Raw genomic sequence first — 18,534 nt, forward strand, 5'->3', positions numbered from 1 at the left:
TGAAGAATTATGTTCGAGAACCTCAGCGAAAGATTGGAACGTTCCTTCAAGATCCTCAAGGGTGAAGGAAAGATCAGTGAAATAAACGTAGCGGAAGCCCTCAAGGACATCCGAAGGGCACTCCTTGATGCCGACGTAAGCTACAAGGTGGCAAAGCAGTTCTGCGATGACGTGAAGCAGAAGGCAATAGGTAAGGACGTCCTTACCTCAGTCAAGCCTCAGCAGATGATAGTCAAGATCGTCCACGACGAACTCGCAGCACTCATGGGAAGCGAGGCTTCCGACATAAACATCAAGGGCACTCCTGCAGTGGTTCTCGTAGCCGGTCTCAACGGTTCCGGTAAGACCACCTTCTCTGCCAAGCTTGCCAATCACGTAAGAAGCAAGAGAGGCACCAAGGTACTCCTCGCAGCCTGCGACACCTTCCGTCCAGCCGCAATCGACCAGTTGAAGGTGCTAGGAGAATCAGTCAATGTTCCCGTATACAGCGAGGAGGGCGTAAAGGACCCTATCGCTATCGCGAAGAACGCCATCAGCAAGGCGCGTTCCGAGGGTTACTCAGTAGTGATCGTCGATACTGCCGGCCGACTCGCAGTCGACCAGGAGCTGATGGATGAGATATCTGCTCTCCACAAGGCAGTCACCCCTACCGAGACTCTCTTCGTCGTCGACGCGATGACCGGTCAGGATGCTGTCGAGACCGCCAAGGCATTCAACGACAGGCTCGACTTCGACGGTGTCGTACTCACCAAGATGGACGGTGACACCCGCGGTGGTGCCGCTCTTTCCATCAAGGCAGTCACCGGTAAGCCTATCAAGTTCGTGTCAATGGGCGAGAAGATGGAGGCCCTCGACGTATTCCATCCTTCACGCGCAGCTGACCGTATCCTCGGCATGGGAGACGTCGTTTCCCTCGTGGAGAAGGCTCAGGAGCAGTTCGACGAGAAGGAAGCACGCGAACTCAAGAAGAAACTCGCAAAGGACCAGTTCACCCTCATGGACTTCTACAACCAGATACAGCAGGTCAAGAAGATGGGTGACATCAAGGAACTCGCAGGCATGATCCCGGGTGTCGGTAAGGCCATCAAGGACGTCGACATCGACAATGACAAGGCGTTCAAAGGCATCGAGGCCATCATCATGTCGATGACTCCAGCCGAGCGCGAGCATCCTGAAATCATCAACGGAAGCCGTAGGAAGAGAATTGCCGACGGTTCCGGAACATCTCTCCAGGACGTCAACAAGCTCCTCAAGCAGTTCGAGGGAACACGCAAGGCCATGAAATCCGTCATGGGCGGCAATCTCAAGAACATGATGAGAGGCGGCATGGGCGGACTTCGCCGCTAAGAGGAATGAAGCTCACCGTAGACAAGTACATCCCTTTCCTCGAAGGAGTCTTCGAGCCCTATGCGGAAGTCGTCTACAAGGACGGCAGGGATATATGTGCGGATGACGCTTCTGACTCAGACGCTCTGATAATCAGGACAAGGACCAAATGTGGGGCTCCCCTTCTGGAGGGCTCCAGGGTTTCGATGATCGCGACCGCGACCATCGGCACTGACCATATAGACCTCCCCTGGTGCGCAGACCATGGCATTGAGGTCGCAAACGCTCAAGGCTGTAACGCCGGCGGCGTGATGCAGTATGTGTTCACTGCACTGTATTCACTCGCACAGAAGAAGAATCTCTCACTGGAGGGAAAGACCATCGGCATCGTAGGAGTCGGTCATGTCGGCAGCAAGGTCGAAGCCATGGCCCGTCATCTTGGTTTCGAACTGCTCCTCTGCGACCCTCCGCGTGCTGCGAAGGAAGGTCCGGACGGATTCTGTTCCCTCGACGATCTCCTGTCGAAGGCCGACATCGTCACCATGCACACCTATCTCGACCCGACTACCAGAGGCATGGCAGACGCAGCCTTCTTCGGAAAGATGAAGCAGGGCTCGATCTTCATCAACGCTTCCCGAGGCGAGGTCGTGGTTGACGAGGCTCTCGTCGAGGCTGCTCCGAAATTCAGCGGAATCATCATCGACACATGGAACGGAGAACCGGAGATAAGCCGGAAGCTGATGGCTGTCGCGGACATTGCAACCACACATATCGCCGGATATTCATACCAAGGCAAGCAGAACGGTACGGCAATGGCGGTCCAGGCTGTGGCAAGGCATTTCGGTATCGGCAAGCTCCTCAATTTTCGTCCCGCAACCGAAAGCATAGACAAGGAAGTCGCGATTATCGACTTCGAGGGAATGAATCAGTCGGAAATAGCATCCGTACTTCAAGAAAATTATCCTATCTTTGAGGATGACCACGCATTCAGGTCTGCTCCGGAGCGATTCGAACAGCTTCGTTCCGAGTATGATTACAGAAGGGAAATCAATTTCACACCACATAGATAACTATTTAAACAGATAATCATGTTCACTAAAGAAGACATCGCTCAGATCGAATCAAGAGGTTCGAATCCTGCAACAGTTGAAGCTCAGGTAGAAAGATTCAAGGTCGGATTCCCATGGATGAAGATCGCAGCCCCTGCAACCCCACAGAAGGGTATCACCGTACTCTCAGAAGAGGCTGTGAAGGATGCTGCAGATTACTATGCTAAGGCAGAAATCGCCGGCATCGCAAAGTTCGTCCCTGCTTCAGGTGCGGCTTCACGTATGTTCAAGGACCTTTTCGCAGGCCTTGAGGCAGCAAATGACAAGTCTGACAAGTTCGCTGCGAACATCAAGAACTTCGCTTTCTATGATCCTGCTGTCTTCACCAGTGACGACGCACATGACATCCTTGCCAAGACTCTCCTCGACGAAGGCCTCGGTTACGGAAGCAAGCCTAAGGGCGTCCTCAAGTTCCACAAGTATGCAGACGGCGAGGTGCGCACCGCATTCGCAGAGCATCTCGTAGAGGCTCAGGACTACATGCGCAATGCCGACGGCACCGCAAACCTCGTAGTGACCATCTCTCCAGAGCACCGTCCTCTCTTCGAGGCAGCACTCGCTGAGGTCAAGGCGGAGTACGAGCAGCGCTATGGAATCAAGTACAATGTGACCTTCACATATCAGGACAAGGCTACCGACACCGTGGCCGTAGATTCTGAGAACAAGCCTTTCCGCAAGGAAGACGGCACTCTCCTCTTCCGTCCTGCAGGTCACGGTGCCCTCATCCACAACCTCAACGCAGTGGAGCAGGAGCTCGTATCAATCAAGAACATCGACAACGTATCCAACCAGAGGATGCTCCCTGTCACCGCTGCATGGAAGAAGGCCCTCATGGGTTGTGCTCTCCAGCTCCGTGACACCATCTTCAGCTACATCCAGCAGCTCGACGCAGCAAGCGGTCAGGCTATCCGCACCGGATACATCGACATCCCTGCGCACACCTTCAACAATGTTGCTGCAAACCTCTGCGCTACCCCTGAGTGCCAGGAGCTCTGCAACGAGATCGAGGCATTCCTCAACGACACCCTCTGCATTACCATTCCAAGCTGCGATACTTGCGAGGATAGGGTCAAGGCTATCCGCGAGAAACTCAACCGTCCTATCCGCGTCTGCGGTATGGTACGTAACCAGGGTGAGCCAGGTGGCGGTCCTTTCGTAATCTGCGAGAAGGACGGCAGCACTTCGCTCCAGGTTCTCGAGAGCGTGCAGATCAATCCTGACGATGCCGAGGCTGTAGCAGCACTCAAGAACGCAACCCACTTCAATCCGGTAGACCTCGTATGCTGCCTCCGCGACTATCAGGGCAACAAGTTCAACCTACTCGAGTATGTAGACGACGAGGCCGGATTCATCAGCAGCAAGAGCTATCAGGGACGTGAGCTCAAGGCTCTCGAGCTTCCTGGTCTTTGGAACGGTGCGATGAGCAAGTGGAACACCCTCTTCGTAGAGGTTCCGCTCGAAACATTCAACCCAGTAAAGACCGTGCTCGACCTTCTCCGCCCTGCACATCAGGAATAATTACTATAACATGAAAGGAATTCTTAAGTCAATGGCCCTCGCGGTGATCATGTTCGCCGCACAGTCATGCTTCTTCGGAGGCGACGAGAGCCAGTGGGTAATGGGAGGCGGAGAAATCGCCACCCGCATTGCTAACATAGACGTCGACTGGCTCGACGGTATGGTGGACATCGTGTATGACGAAAGGGCGACCGTTAAGTTCTTCGAGGACTGCGACAGACCGATCTCTTCAGATGCCGCACTCCATCACTGGTTTGACGGAAAGACACTCCATATAAGGTATGGAAGATATGGAGCACGTCCTGAGTACGCTAATGGAAAGAAGCTCACCATCGTGCTTCCTGATGATTTCGTCTGCGACTATTTCGATCTCTCTGGCACCTCTGTATCGGCTTATGTCGACATGGACTGCAACCATGTAGACATCCAGACCACCACTGGTGACGTACGATACAGTTGCATCAACACTCCACGAGACATCAACATACAGACTACCACCGGCCCTATCGAGGTTCTCCTCGATCCTGCTGCGGCATCTTTCAAGCTCGTGATGAAGACTGACGGCAAGATGGCATCGGAATTCCCTATGACGCCTAAGGAGGGATACTATCTCTACGGCAAGGGTTATACCCAGATCAGGCTACTCTCAAACAGAGGACAGATCGAACTGCTTCAGAACGTTGCTCAGTAAAAACAAGAAGAGTAAATACAACAAAGAAGAGGCTGGCCCAGAAGGTCAGCCTCTCTTTATTTGGATGTAGCTTTTAGTTGATGAAGAGTATCTCACGATACTTTGGAAGAGGCCACATATCGTTGTCCACGATTTCCTCGAGCTTATCGATAGGCTTTCTGATTGCTTCCAAGGACTCTGCGATAGCATAATAAGCCATAGCTTTCTCATACTCGTCCTCGATCTTGTTGGCAACCTTGCGAGCCTCGATCATTGCGTCCACCTTGGTACGGATGGCATCGATGAGACCAGACATGTTCCTTACGATCTCAATCTCTGTCGCTGCAAGCTTCTGGTACTCGCCAGGGAAGATTTCCTTCATCGACTTGATGTTGTCGAGGAGCTTGCTCTGATACTCGATCGCAGTAGGAATGATATGGTTCACAGCCATTCGTCCGAGGACGCGAGCCTCAATCTGCACCTTCTTGGTGTACATCTCCCACTTAACCCCGTTACGAGCCTCGAGTTCCTTTGCCGTATAGACCTTGGTCTTGGTGAACATCTCCAGTGATGAAGGGGAAGTGAATGAAAGGAACATCTTAGGGACGCATCTCTCTACGTCAAGACCACGCTTGATGGCTTCCTTGACCCACTCGTCCGAATATCCGTTTCCGTCGAAGCAGACTACGTCGATGATGCTTGCGATGATAGGCTTGAGGACATCCATCACAGCTACGGTCATGGTCTTGCCTGCTGCCATCTCCTTGTCCACGGCTGCCTTGAACTCGACGAGCTGCTCTGCCACAGCTGCATTGAGGGTTGTCATGGCACCCGCACAGTTTGCAGGTGAGCCAACCGCACGGAACTCAAAACGGTTTCCGGTGAATGCGAAAGGAGAGGTACGGTTGCGGTCGGTATTGTCGACGAAGATCTCAGGAATCTCAACGAGTCCGACTGAACGGCTCTGCTTTCCGGCGATATCGATAGGAGTATCCGAAGGCATCTCAAGGAGGTTCCTGAGAACCTTGGTCATGGTCTGACCGAGGAAGGCAGAAACGATTGCCGGCGGAGCCTCGTTCGCACCGAGACGGTGCGCATTTGTCGCTGATGCTATGGTAGCCTTGAGCACAGAATTATGCTTCTGCACTGCTGCAAGGGTATTCACGAAGAATGTGACGAACTGGAGGTTGCTGATCGGATCCTTGCCTGGAGCATGGAGACACACTCCGGTATCGGTTCCGAGGGACCAGTTGTTATGCTTTCCGGATCCGTTGATGCCGGCGAAAGGCTTCTCATGGAGAAGTACCACGAAACCATGCTTCCTCGCCACCTTGTTCATGATGTTCATCATGAGCTGGTTCTGGTCGTTCGCAAGGTTGAGCTCGCCGAAGATAGGTGCAAGCTCGAACTGGTTAGGTGCGACCTCGTTGTGGCGGGTCTTGAGCGGAATGCCGAGACGGTATCCTTCGAACTCGATGTCGCGCATGAATGCTGCGACGCGTGAAGGGATTGCTCCGAAATAATGGTCGTCAAGCTGCTGGTTCTTCGAAGACTCGTGTCCGATGAGGGTGCGACCGGTGAGCATGAGGTCCGGACGGGCTGCATAGAGGTCCTCATCCACGAGGAAATACTCCTGCTCCCATCCGAGGTAAGGAATGACCTTCTTCACATTGGAATCGAAGAGCTGACAGATAGGAACCGCAGCGTCGTTTACAGCCTTGATAGCCTTCTTGAGAGGAGTCTTATAGTCAAGGGCTTCACCGGTGTACGAGATGAACACGGTAGGAATACAGAGTGTATCTCCGTCGATGAACACTGGTGAGGTCGGATCCCATGCGGTGTATCCGCGAGCCTCGAAGGTCGCTCTGATACCGCCGTTAGGGAATGAGGATGCATCAGGTTCCTGCTGCGCGAGTGACTTTCCGTTGAAGGATTCTATCATTCCTCCCTTTCCGTCATACTCCATGAAGGAATCATGCTTCTCCGCAGTACCGTCGGTAAGTGGCTGGAACCAGTGGGTCACATGGGTCACTCCATGCTCCAACGCCCATGCCTTCATTCCGGCAGCGACATTGTCCGCCGTGTCCCTGTCAAGCGGAGCACCGTTGTCCACGCAATTGATAAGGGCAGCATAGCTCTTACCGTCAAGATACTTGCGCATCTTGTCCCTGGTGAACACCAGTTCCGCAAAATATTCCGAGGTCAGCTTTGCCGGAGCCTCAACTTCCACTGCTTTCTTCTTGAACGCGGTCTGCACCACGTCGAACCTGAGCTTACTCATATCTTATTAATGTATTCTTCTGCAAATATAGCAAACTGCGCGAATATCCTACCGGAGAATGATCCGCGTGACCAGTCGAGACTTTGGATCATCCTTAACGAAAAGAGGGTCCTCCATCAGCCTGTCATTTATTGACCGTGTCAATTCCGGGAGTTGGAACACAAGGCGGTTGCGTGCCACCGAAGAGTTCATTGTTACGTACAGGACTCCATCCTTGAAGAAGCGGTTGGTAGTCCACTTAGCTACCCCGGAGACTTCGTCCCAGGCTGCGAATATACGCTGGGTATTGAGTCCCGAAGTAAGTTTCATCTCACGGATGAACTCCTTGATTACCACATCCATAGGCTGTGGATCCCGTCTCTTGATACTGTCCATCCCTATGCCTTGGTGAAAACGCCGCCTGATGTTTCGAAATAGGCCCTGTCTGAGGTCAGGCTGTCGACTATTCCGCGAAGCCTCACCTTGTTGCAGTCCGTGATGAAGATCTGGCCGAAATCGCTGCTTGAGACCATGCCGAGAAGATTGGATATCCTTCCCATGTCAAGCTTGTCGAAGACATCGTCGAGAAGAAGCATGGGAGCGAATCCATATGTCTTCTTCATTATGTCATACTGCGCGAACTTGAGTGCGACGAGGAAGGATTTCTGCTGTCCCTGGGAGCCGCATCTGCGTATCGGCATTCCGTCCATCTCGAATACGAAATCGTCCCTCTGGAGGCCTGCAGTGGTATATCGTAGTATCCTGTCCTTCTTAATTCTGGACGCAAGAATCTGGTCAAGAGGTCCCTTGTGAAGATCGGATTCATACCTTATGCCTACCTTCTCCGAGCCTCCCGACAGAGCCTGGTAATACTCCGCCACTATAGGTTCGAGCTGCTCGATGAAACGAACTCTCGCCTCATACAGAGGATGGGCATACATGGCGAGTTTCATGTCCACCACCTGCATCAGGTCTTCTGCGAAATTTCCCTCCTTCAGCATCTTGTTTCTCTGCAGGAGAAGCCTGTTGTACTGTTGAGCAGCGAGAAGATACTGCTGATCCATCTGCGAAAGCACCGAATTGACGAACTTTCTCCTCTCTTCTCCAGATTCGCTGACTAACGAAGTATCTGCAGGAGAAACCATTACGATGGGAAGAAGTCCGACATGCTCGGATATTTTCGGATAAGGCTTGTCGTCCCTGCGAAGTTTCTTGCCTTCGCCGTCCACCTGGAGTGCAATCTTGCTGACAAGTCCGTTCTCCATGCGGTAACTGCCACAAAGAGTGAAGGAATCCTGTCCATGACGGAAATTATACCTGTCGGTAGACGCGAAATTACTCTTAGTCATTGACAGATAGTAGATTGCGGCAAGAAGGTTGGTCTTTCCCTCGCCGTTGTTGCCCGAAATACAGTTGATATTGGGCGAGAATTCCAACTCCTGGAAAGCGATGTTCCTGAAGTCCGCGATAGATATTTTCTCCAATGTCGGCATAGCGACACAAAGATACATCATTCCATTTGCTTGATTGTACAAAAATTCATAAATTTGCAGGCTCATTGCAGAATATTATTGAAAATAATAAATAACGATATGGCAAACGAAAACAAGAACGTCAACGTTCAGGAAACTCCAGAGGCAGTTTCCAAGACCGAACTCTTCATCACGAAGAACCTCAAGGTCATCGGCATCTGCGCTGCTACAGTCGTAGTTATCGCAGCTATCGCTTTCCTCTACTCAAAGTACGTGTACGCTCCTAAGAAGGCAGAGGCACTCGGACAGCTTTTCCCTGCTGAGAACCTTTTCGCCGCTCAGGACTATGAGACCGCACTCAAGGGTGACGGCAACATCATGGGCTTCGAGGAAATCGCGAAGGAGTACGGTAACAAGGCTGGTAAGGCCGTGAACCTCTACGCAGGTATCTGCGAGCTCCAGCTCGGCAACTACGAGTCTGCTCTCAATTATCTCAAGAAGTACAACGGTAAGGAAGCCATCCTCGCAGGACGTGCAATCGCATGTCAGGGTGACGCATACTGCGGCCTCGAGAACTACACTAAGGCTATCGAGTGCTACAAGAAGGCAGCCAAGACCAGCGGCAACCTCTTCGGTGCAGCTTACCTCCTCAAGGCAGGTATCGTTTACGAGGAGCTCGGCAAGAATGACGAGGCCCTCAAGCTCTACAAGGAGATCAGGGACGATTGGCCAATGTCAAACGAGGCCATGGATATCGACAAGTACATCACCAGAATCGAAGCTAAATAATCAGGCACCATGGGAAGAGCATTCGAGTTCAGAAAAGAAAGAAAGATGAAGCGTTGGGGCCACATGGCCAAGACCTTCACCAAGATCGGAAAGGAAATCACCATCGCTGTAAAGCAGGGCGGTCCTGATGTAACAGGTAACCCTCGCCTTCGCGCACTCCTTCAGACTGCACGCAGCGAGAATATGCCTAAGGACAACATCGAGCGCGCTATCAAGAGAGCGAGCGAGAAGGATCAGGCAGATTACAAGGAGGTTGTATTCGAAGGCCGCGCGCCTCATGGAATCGCTGTACTCGTGGAGACTGCGACCGATAACAACAACCGTACTGTAGCTAACGTACGTTCATACTTCACCAAGTTCGGCGGTTCTCTCGGTACCGCTGGTAGCGTTGAGTATCTCTTCGAGCGCAAGAGCATGTTCCGTTTCAAGATCAACGGTCCATACGACCTTGAGGAGCTCGAGCTCGAGATGATCGACTACGGCGTTGACGAGATCTTCGAGGAGGAGGATGAGGACGAGAACAAGAACATCTGCGTTTACGGAGAGTTCACCGCCTTCAACCAGATCCAGAAGTACATCGAGGACAACGGTTACGAGCTCATGTCAGGTGAGTTCACCCGTCTCGCTACCGGCGAGCTCGTAGAGCTTTCTGCAGAGGAGCGCGTCGAGGTCGACAAGCTCATCGAGAAGATCGAGGAGGACGACGACGTCCAGAACGTATACACCAACCTCAAGCCTGCAGAATAATCTTTTACAACAGGATATTAAAAGGCGGCCTCAACAGGTCGCCTTTTTTATATCACGGCATTTTCCTACCTTTGATATCGTAAGCCATTCCGACCTCCCCAGATGAAAGGAATCCTCATAATTGACGGCGCAATGGGAACCATGCTCCAGAAGCGTGGGCTCTCAGGTAACAACGACATGTTCTGCCTCACAAGGCCAGAAGATATCGCTACCGTCCATCGTGCATATATTGACGCCGGTGCCGACATCATCGAGACCTGTACCTTCAGTTCCAATGCCATATCGCAGATGGAATACGCTTGCCAGGATCAGGCAAAGGAGATGGCCCTTGCCGGTGCGAGGATTGCGAGGAAGGTAGCTGACGAAGCCATGGCAGAGCAGCCTGGCAGAAAGATACTCGTAGCCGGAAGTCTCGGTCCTACATCAAAGTCCCTATCCATAGGAACAGACGTGGACGACCCTACCTGGAGGCCCGTATCCTTCGACGAGATGGCAAAGGCCTACAAAGGCCAGATCGATGGGCTCATCGAAGGCGGAGTTGACTTCATACTTATCGAGACATGCATCGATGCCCTCAACGCGAAAGCCGCCATCTATAATATTCCGAGGGACTTCCCTGTCGCGGTTTCCGTATCGTGTGCTGACAGGAGCGGGCGTGTCCTGACCGGCCAGACTCTCGAAGCATTCTACCATTCGGTCAAGCACTGCAATCTCATCTCGTATGGCCTGAACTGTTCTCTCGGGGCAAAGGAGCTCATGCCCCTGATCGCCGAAGTATCCCGGTTCGTCAGGGAGGACGCGCCAGGCCGACTGGTGAGCTGCTATCCGAACGCTGGCCTCCCGAACGAACTCGGCCAGTACGACCAGTCACCGCAGGAGATGGCACAGGCTGTCGCCGAGATGGTTGAAGCCGGATACGTCGACATTGTGGGAGGATGCTGCGGAACCACACCTGAGCATATCTCCGCAATCGCGGGAATGATACGCAACTCAGGGAAACAGGCAACAGGAACAGACACTTGGTGGTCTACTCTATCACATGCCACCGGAGCAGCACCTTCTGAACGAAAGCCGGAATCTGTCCTGACAGTCTCAGGACTCGAAGCCGTAACCATAGACAAGGCAAAGACAAACTTCACCAATGTCGGAGAAAGGACAAACGTCGCCGGCAGCCGAAAGTTTGCAAAGCTCATCGCAGCCGGGGACTATTCTTCAGGAATAGAAATAGCCCAGCAGCAGATAACCAACGGAGCTTCGGTAATCGACATAAACATGGACGACGCCATGCTCGACAGCACTGCCGAGATGGAGAAGTTCGTAAGGTATATAGCAACGGAACCAGCCGTAGCGAAGGCCGCCCTGATGATAGACTCTTCGCACTGGGAGACCATACTTGCCGGTCTGAAGAACGCACAGGGCAAGTGCATAGTCAATTCCATCAGCCTCAAGGAAGGTGAGCAGGAATTCCTGCGAAAGGCAGCCGAGATCCACAGGCTCGGTGCGGCGATGGTGGTCATGGCCTTCGACGAGGAAGGTCAGGCGACCGACTATGAGAGGAAGATTCGCATCTGCGAGCGCGCTTACCGCTTGCTCACCAGCATAGGCGTAGCTCCGAACGACATCATATTCGACTGCAACGTGCTCACCGTAGGAACGGGAGTCGGCACCGACAGGAAATACGGAGTGGACTTCATCGAGGCTGTGAGATGGATAAAGAACAATCTACCGGGAGCACTCACCTCCGGTGGAATATCCAACCTCTCATTCGCATTCAGGGGCAACAACCCTGTCCGCGAAGCCATGCACTCGGTATTCCTCTACCATGCCATAGCCGCCGGCCTCGACATGGCCATCGTGAATCCGGGCATGCTCCAGATATATGACGCCATTGAGCCAAGACTCAGGAAAGCCTGCGAGGACGTGATTCTCGACACCGACGACGGAGCGGTCGAGAGGCTCCTCAGCATTGCATCCGAAGCGCTGGCAACCAAGGACGACACCGCAGCCCAGAGCGCCGCGAAAGCCGACCTCACGCTTCCCGAACTTCTCGTCAAGGGAAGCAGCGAAGGTCTCCAGGCCAAGGTGATGAAGGCGCTGGAGGAACTCGGTTCTGCACAAGCTGTGATCCAAGGTCCCCTCATGGAAGGAATGGAAACCGTCGGCAATTACTTCGGCGAAGGAAAGATGTTCCTACCCCAGGTGGTAAAATCCGCCAAGATCATGAAGGAAGCCGTCGACATGCTCCAACCATTTATGAGCACTGGCACCGAAGGTGAAGATTCCGAGGACAAGCGTCCGGTCGTGGTGATGGCTACGGTCAAGGGCGACGTACACGACATTGGAAAGAACATAACCGACACCGTGCTCACCTGCAACGGATTCAAGGTCATCGACCTGGGAGTCATGGTGGACAAGCAGCTCATACTGGACACCGCGATCCGCGAGAACGCATCCATCATCGGAGTGAGCGGCCTGATCACCCCTTCCCTCCATCAGATGGAGGAAATATGCAGGGACATGGCGGCGCGCGGCATGAGCACTCCACTCTTCGTAGGTGGAGCGACGACATCGGCTAGGCACACGGCGCTCAAGCTCGCACCTATATATGATCATGTGTTCCATGGCGCTGACGCATCGGCCAGCGCGGTGATGGCAAAGCACTATATGATGAATCCGGAGAGTTTCGAAGCTCAGGAACATCAGAAGCAGGAGCAGATCCGTCTTAACGAGATTAATGCTGCCGCACCAAAGGTCGAGAACAAGGCAGACGACAAGCTCTTTGCATACCTCCCGGACGAGGGCTATGCCCCGCTCGAGTCCATAAGGCACAACGAAATTCCCGTCCGCGACGTTCAGCTCGAGGAAATCGCACCTCTGATAGACTGGAACGTGTTCAACATGATCTGGAGAATAAGGAAGAGCGACTGGGAGAAGCCGGAGGTCAAGGCCATAAGGGCCGAGGCCGAGCAGGTCCTCAGGAACATGCAGTGCAATATCAGGGTGGCCGTTCATTTCGACATGGTCGAAGGTAAGCCTATGGGGCTTTTCGCGGCGAGCGTGCACGGTCTCCACATTGCCGGATGCAGCTGCGAGCTGTGCAGGAAGGAGTCCATGATGGAGAAGACCCTGCGACTCTGCCTCGCGGAAGCGGCTTCAGAATGGATCGGAGCCCAATTGAGCATCCCTGATGGGATGAAGGTCATCCGTCCGGGAATAGGATATCCTTCATGCCCGGAGCATCGTCGCAAGAAGGATGTGCTCGAGTGTATCCCGAATTCGGATATGCTCTGCATCAGTCTCACCGAGTCATACGCGATGTTTCCGGAGTCGAGCGTCTGCGGATACATAGTAGTCCACGAGGACGCACATTATATATAGGTAATAGAAGATGAAGATTTCAGACATACTCAAGGAGAGCCATCAGGCTTATCCGTCATTGGAAATAGTTCCGCCGCTCAAGGGAATGAGCCGCGAGGACCTGCTTGACAGCATACTCCCATTCATGGAGTTCGATCCGAAGTACATCAACGTGACCTGCCATCGCGACGAATACGAGTATGTACCGAACGCTGACGGAACCTTCACCAGGAAAGTAGTGCAGAACCGCATCAGCGAGGTGGCCGTATGCGCGGCCATCATGTCCAAGTACCATATCGAGGCCGTTCCGCACATCATCTGCGCAGGAGCCACCATCGAGCAGATCAACAAGGAACTTGACAATCTCTATTACATGGGCATAGACAACTGCCTCGCACTCCGAGGTGATTGCCTCACCAGCGAGAAGAGATTCGTCCCTACCCCTGGAGGCTATGCGTATGCGAGCGAGCTCGTGGAAGGCATCAGAAATTACAGGCGCGAGGAGACAGGCCGCCATTTCAGCATAGGCGTGGGAGGATATCCGGAGAAGCATTTCGAGGCACCGAACATCGAGACGGACATACTCAACCTCAAGAGAAAAGTCGACGCAGGTGCAGACTATATCATCACTCAGATGTTCTTCGACAACGAGGTATTCTACGATTTCGAGAGACGCTGCAGAGAAGCGGGAATCACCGTCCCTATCATACCCGGCCTTAAACCTCTTTCTACCGCAAGGCAGGTACATATGTTACCGGAGTCTTTCTCTCTCGATATCCCTATGGAGCTATCGTCTGCCATCGAAGCGGTCGTATCCGACAAGGAAGCCGTCTATGAGATAGGTACCGAGTGGTGCAAGAAGCAGTGTAAGGACCTCCTCAAGCACGGAGTACCTGCCGTTCACTTCTACACTATGGGAAAAACGAGAAATATCTGCGAGATTCTTCGCGAGTGCTTCTAGGCCAAAAAGTCAACAAAAACGAGAAAATGTACAAAACCACCCTGCTGATTAGGGTGGTTTTGTGTACTAATGTTGTGACTTTTTTCGTATATTTGTAAATGTCCGATTTCGGACTAAACGAAAACAACTAATAACTACGACATATGCAGAACAAATTGCAGGAATTGACAGACAAGCTCTACAACGAGGGTCTGTCGAAAGGTAAACTCGAGGGCGAGGAGCTTGTAGCAAAGGCAAAAGCCCAGGCAGAGGCAATCGTCGCTGACGCCAAGAGCCAGGCAGAAGCTATCGTCGCACAGGCTCGCAAGGAGGCTGAGGACATCAAGTCGAAGGTCGCATCTGACATCAAGATGGCATCACGCGAAAGCGTTGCAGCTACCAAGCAGGACATCGAGAACCTCATCATCTCTAAGATTACTGCAGACTCTACCAAGAAGGCTCTCAGCGAGGCAGACTTCGTGAAGGGCATCATCAAGGCGGTCGCCGAGAAGTTCAGCGCAGAGGAGTCAGCAGACATCAATCTCGTACTTCCAGAGTCACTCAAGGCTGAGCTCGAACCATTCATCAGCAGCGAGCTCGCATCCATCCTCAAGGGCGAAGTTGTCGCAAGCTTCAGCAAGAAGATCGGCGGCGGTTTCACCATCGGTCCTAAGGACGGAACTTACTTCATCAGCCTTACCGACGAAACGCTTCAGGAGCTCATCGGAGCATATCTTCGTCCTGCAACCAAGAAGATTCTGTTCGGATAATGAACAATTACCACTACATAGTAGCAAGCCTTCCTGTGCTCAGCCCTGATTACAAGTTCGCGAGTGACACTCCGGACTCTATCATGGCAGAGATACTCGCGCAGCTGTCCGACAAGGACAAGGCCCTCGTGGAATTCCTCGAGAAGGGCTTTGAGCCAGACAATCTCTGCGCAGAGTTCTACAACGAGGCACTTTCGCACGGATGTGAGTTCATTCGCGACTATTTCGCGTTCGACCTTGCGGTGCGCAATGCCAAGGTAGAGTATCTCAACGACCAGCTGGGTCGTCCTGCAGGCAAAGACGTGCTCGTCCTCAACCAGGACGAGGACAGCGAGCCGGAGCAGGTCGAGTTCGAGGAGGCTGCCAAGCTTGACGGAATCCTCCATTCGGGTGACATCCTCACTCGCGAAAGGGGTATTGACGACCTCCTGTGGGAGAAGATCGACGCAATGACCTTGTTCGATTACTTCAACATGGAGATCATTCTTGGTTTCGTCGCGAAGCTTCATATCGTAGCACGCTGGTTCAAGCTTGACGAAGAGAGCGGCCGCCAGATGTTCAAGAAGCTCGTAGACGAGGTTCGTGGCACCTTCAAGGGCGTCCAGTACAACGCAAACTAGTTAATAAGAAACCATATGAAATCAACAGGAAAGGTTACGGGCATCGTTTCCAACCTCGTTACAGTGGAATGCAACGGTCCGGTGTCGCAGAATGAGATCTGCTACATCACCGTGGGCGACACCAAGTTGATGGCCGAGGTCATCAAGGTGAACGGCAACAAGGCCGCTGTACAGGTATTCGAAAGCACCCGTGGACTCAAGAATGGCAACGAAGTGGAATTCGAGGCACGAATGCTCGAAGCAACACTCGGTCCTGGTCTTCTCTCGAGCTGTTACGACGGTCTCCAGAATGACCTCACCACAATGACAGGCGTATTCCTCAAGAAGGGAGAATACACCGACCCACTCAACCACGAGAAGCTCTGGGACTTCACCCCTATCGCGAAGCCGGGCGACAAGGTAGTCGCTGCTGATTGGCTCGGAGAAGTGAAGGAAGGCTGGCTTCCTCACAAGATCATGGTTCCTTTCGCATTCAAGGGAGAGTACACCGTGAAGTCTATCGTTGAAGCAGGAGAGTATAACATCGACAAGGTAGTCGCTGTCCTCACAAGTGCTGACGGAGAGGACGTCGACGTAACCATGACCCAGAAGTGGCCAGTGAAGGTGGCCATCAAGGGATACAAGGAGAAACCTAGACCTTCACGCATCATGGAGACTGGTGTCCGCGTAATCGACACCCTCGATCCTATCGCCGAGGGCGGTACAGGCTTCATCCCTGGACCTTTCGGTTGCGGTAAGACCGTGCTCCAGCATGCCATCGCAAAGCAGGGTGACGCACAGGTCATCGTGATGGCAGCCTGCGGTGAGCGTGCAAACGAGGTCGTGGAGATCTTCACAGAGTTCCCTGAGCTCGTCGACCCTCATACCGGTCGCAGCCTCATGGAGCGTACAACTATCATCTGTAACACCTCGAACATGCCAGTCGCTGCGCGTGAGGCATCCGTATACACCGCAATGACCCTCTGCGAGTACTATCGTGCAATGGGCCTCAAGGTCCTTCTCCTCGCCGACTCTACCTCTCGTTGGGCTCAGGCTCTCCGTGAGATGTCCAACCGTATGGAGGAGCTCCCTGGTGCAGATGCATTCCCAGTCGACCTCTCGGCTATCATCTCGAGCTTCTATGCTCGCGCAGGTATGGTTTACCTCAACAACGGCGAGACCGGTTCGGTTACCTTCATCGGTACCGTATCCCCTGCCGGCGGTAACCTCAAGGAGCCTGTGACCGAGTCTACCAAGAAGGCAGCACGTTGCTTCTACGCTCTCGAGCAGAACCGCGCCGACAAGAAGAGATATCCTGCAGTCAACCCAATCGACTCTTACTCCAAGTACCTCGAGTACCCAGAAATCCGTGAGCATCTCTCGGAGAAGATCATGCCAGGTTGGGTGGAGATGGTTGAGAAGACCAAGAACATCATCCGCAAGGGTCGTGACGCTCAGGAGCAGATCAACATCCTCGGTGATGACGGCGTTCCATTGACTTACCACCAGATGTTCTGGAAATCAGAGCTCGTCGACTTCGTCATCCTCCAGCAGGATGCATTCGATTCGATCGATGCCCTCTGTCCGCTCGAGCGCCAGAAATACATGCTCTGCATGGTTCTCGGAGTTTGCGACCTCGACCTCAACTTCAATGATTTCGAGGAGTGCCGCAACTTCTTCAAGGAGCTCATCAACAAGTTCCGCCAGATGAACTACTCAGAGTTCAAGAGCGAGGCGTTCATGAATTACGAAACAGAAATCAAAAACATGATCAGCAATGGCAAATAGAGCATATCAGAAAGTCTATACACAGCTGGAAGCTATCACCAAGGCGACCGTTTCACTCAAGGCCCCAGGTGCTTCCAACGATGAGCTTGCCGTTGTTGACGGCAGACTTGCCCAGGTCGTAAAGACCAAGGGTGACCTCGTCACTCTCCAGGTGTTCTCAGGTACTGAGGGCATCCCTACCAACGCTGCTGTCACTTTCCTCGGCGAGCCTCCTACAGTGCACGTAAGCGACGAGCTTGCAGGACGCTTCTTCGATGCTTATGGTCACCCTATCGACGGTGGTCCTGAGGTAGAGGGAGAGATCAGGCAGATCGGAGGTCCTTCCGTGAACCCTTACAAGAGAAGGCAGCCTTCTGAGATCATTCCTACCGGTATCGCAGGTATCGACCTCAACAACACCCTCGTGTCAGGTCAGAAGATCCCTTTCTTCGCTGACGCCGACCAGCCTTACAACAACGTGATGGCACAGGTTGCACTCCGTGCAGACGTAGACAAGATCATCCTCGGCGGTATGGGTCTGTCAAACGACGACTACCTCTACTTCCGTCATGAGTTCGAGAGCGCAGGTGCACTCGACAAGATCATCAGCTTCGTCAACACTACCGAGCAGCCTCCTGTGGAGCGACTCCTTATCCCTGACATGGCGCTTACCGCAGCTGAGTACTTCGCAGTGGACAAGAATGAGAAGGTGCTCGTGCTCCTTACCGACATGACCCTCTATGCGGATGCACTCTCCATCGTGTCTAACCGTATGGATCAGATCCCTTCAAAGGACTCTATGCCTGGTTCACTCTACTCTGACCTTGCAAAGATCTACGAGAAGGCCGTGCAGCTCCCTGACGGTGGTTCCATCACCCTCATCGCCGTGACCACGCTCAACGACGGTGACATCACCCACGCTATTCCTGACAACACCGGATATATCACCGAGGGTCAGCTCTTCCTCAGGAACGATCCTGATTCAGGTAAGGTCATCATCGACCCATTCCGTTCTCTGTCACGTTTGAAACAGCTTGTTTCTGGTAAGAAGACTCGTAAGGATCATAGCCAGGTTATGAACGCCGCTATCCGTCTGTACTCTGATGCAGCTAATGCTAAGACTAAGTTGGAGAATGGTTTCGACTTGACAGACTATGATAACCGCTGTCTTGACTTTGCTAAGGAATATGCAGACAAGTTGCCCGCTATC

At 53.0% G+C, this 18,534-nt stretch carries 15 protein-coding genes; 12 read left to right on the forward strand and 3 right to left on the reverse strand.

Translation table 11 applies throughout. The annotated features are described in order from the left end of the window. Nucleotides 1–9: 9 nt before the first annotated feature. From ffh to AC06ND_RS02050, 4 genes are read left to right on the forward strand one after another with little or no spacing between them, the layout of a single operon-like run. Nucleotides 10–1,347 carry a signal recognition particle protein gene (gene ffh, locus AC06ND_RS02035; protein ID WP_475677328.1) on the forward strand — a complete coding sequence of 446 codons (1,338 nt, stop codon included), beginning with the start codon at nucleotides 10–12 and terminating at the stop codon, nucleotides 1,345–1,347. A gap of 5 nt (nucleotides 1,348–1,352) precedes the next feature. After that, nucleotides 1,353–2,396, forward strand: a complete 1,044-nt coding sequence (locus AC06ND_RS02040) for a 4-phosphoerythronate dehydrogenase (RefSeq protein ID WP_475677329.1) — start codon at nucleotides 1,353–1,355, stop codon at nucleotides 2,394–2,396. An 18-nt stretch (nucleotides 2,397–2,414) separates the two neighbouring features. Then, nucleotides 2,415–3,953 carry a DUF4301 family protein gene (locus tag AC06ND_RS02045; RefSeq protein WP_475677330.1) on the forward strand — a complete coding sequence of 513 codons (1,539 nt, stop codon included), beginning with the start codon at nucleotides 2,415–2,417 and terminating at the stop codon, nucleotides 3,951–3,953. 10 nt (nucleotides 3,954–3,963) lie between these two features. After that, nucleotides 3,964–4,644, forward strand: coding sequence for a DUF4097 family beta strand repeat-containing protein (locus AC06ND_RS02050; protein ID WP_475677331.1), 681 nt, complete (start codon nucleotides 3,964–3,966; stop codon nucleotides 4,642–4,644). 73 nt (nucleotides 4,645–4,717) lie between these two features. On the opposite strand, the gene AC06ND_RS02055 is transcribed toward AC06ND_RS02050, so the two are convergent. Genes AC06ND_RS02055 through recF form a run of 3 tightly spaced genes read right to left on the reverse strand, consistent with a single transcriptional unit; the run spans nucleotide 4,718 to nucleotide 8,367 of the window. Further along, complete coding sequence (locus AC06ND_RS02055) at nucleotides 4,718–6,904, reverse strand: glutamine synthetase III family protein (protein ID WP_475677332.1); 2,187 nt, start codon at nucleotides 6,902–6,904, stop codon at nucleotides 4,718–4,720. A 48-nt stretch (nucleotides 6,905–6,952) separates the two neighbouring features. Then, the gene (locus AC06ND_RS02060) at nucleotides 6,953–7,246 is read right to left on the reverse strand and encodes a DciA family protein (RefSeq protein WP_475677333.1); all 294 of its coding nucleotides are present in this window, start codon (nucleotides 7,244–7,246) and stop codon (nucleotides 6,953–6,955) included. A 35-nt stretch (nucleotides 7,247–7,281) separates the two neighbouring features. After that, nucleotides 7,282–8,367: a DNA replication/repair protein RecF gene (gene recF, locus AC06ND_RS02065; RefSeq protein WP_475677334.1), complete on the reverse strand. Its 1,086-nt coding sequence runs from the start codon at nucleotides 8,365–8,367 to the stop codon at nucleotides 7,282–7,284. Nucleotides 8,368–8,475: 108 nt separating this feature from the next. Here recF and AC06ND_RS02070 point away from each other — a divergent pair, with 108 nt between their 5' ends. From AC06ND_RS02070 to AC06ND_RS02105, 8 genes are all read left to right on the forward strand, one after another. After that, the gene (locus AC06ND_RS02070) at nucleotides 8,476–9,144 is read left to right on the forward strand and encodes a tetratricopeptide repeat protein (RefSeq protein WP_475677335.1); all 669 of its coding nucleotides are present in this window, start codon (nucleotides 8,476–8,478) and stop codon (nucleotides 9,142–9,144) included. Between the two features lie 9 nt (nucleotides 9,145–9,153). Then, nucleotides 9,154–9,891, forward strand: a complete 738-nt coding sequence (locus AC06ND_RS02075; RefSeq protein ID WP_475677336.1) for a YebC/PmpR family DNA-binding transcriptional regulator — start codon at nucleotides 9,154–9,156, stop codon at nucleotides 9,889–9,891. 102 nt (nucleotides 9,892–9,993) lie between these two features. Then, the gene (gene metH / locus AC06ND_RS02080; protein ID WP_475677337.1) at nucleotides 9,994–13,269 is read left to right on the forward strand and encodes a methionine synthase; all 3,276 of its coding nucleotides are present in this window, start codon (nucleotides 9,994–9,996) and stop codon (nucleotides 13,267–13,269) included. Nucleotides 13,270–13,279: 10 nt separating this feature from the next. Continuing rightward, nucleotides 13,280–14,209 (forward strand): methylenetetrahydrofolate reductase [NAD(P)H], encoded by a 930-nt coding sequence (gene metF / locus AC06ND_RS02085; RefSeq protein ID WP_475677338.1) that lies wholly within the window; start codon nucleotides 13,280–13,282, stop codon nucleotides 14,207–14,209. Nucleotides 14,210–14,352: 143 nt separating this feature from the next. Further along, nucleotides 14,353–14,958, forward strand: a complete 606-nt coding sequence (locus AC06ND_RS02090; protein ID WP_475677339.1) for a hypothetical protein — start codon at nucleotides 14,353–14,355, stop codon at nucleotides 14,956–14,958. Next, nucleotides 14,958–15,578 (forward strand): DUF2764 family protein, encoded by a 621-nt coding sequence (locus AC06ND_RS02095; protein WP_475677340.1) that lies wholly within the window; start codon nucleotides 14,958–14,960, stop codon nucleotides 15,576–15,578. The genes AC06ND_RS02090 and AC06ND_RS02095 overlap by 1 nt, the downstream gene beginning before the upstream one ends. A 15-nt stretch (nucleotides 15,579–15,593) precedes the next feature. Beyond that, the gene (locus AC06ND_RS02100) at nucleotides 15,594–17,345 is read left to right on the forward strand and encodes a V-type ATP synthase subunit A (protein ID WP_475677341.1); all 1,752 of its coding nucleotides are present in this window, start codon (nucleotides 15,594–15,596) and stop codon (nucleotides 17,343–17,345) included. After that, nucleotides 17,335–18,534: V-type ATP synthase subunit B (locus AC06ND_RS02105; RefSeq protein WP_475677342.1), on the forward strand; the 1,200-nt coding region annotated here is incomplete at its 3' end. The genes AC06ND_RS02100 and AC06ND_RS02105, both read left to right, overlap by 11 nt.

The sequence above is a fragment of the Candidatus Cryptobacteroides sp. genome (assembly GCF_056207615.1).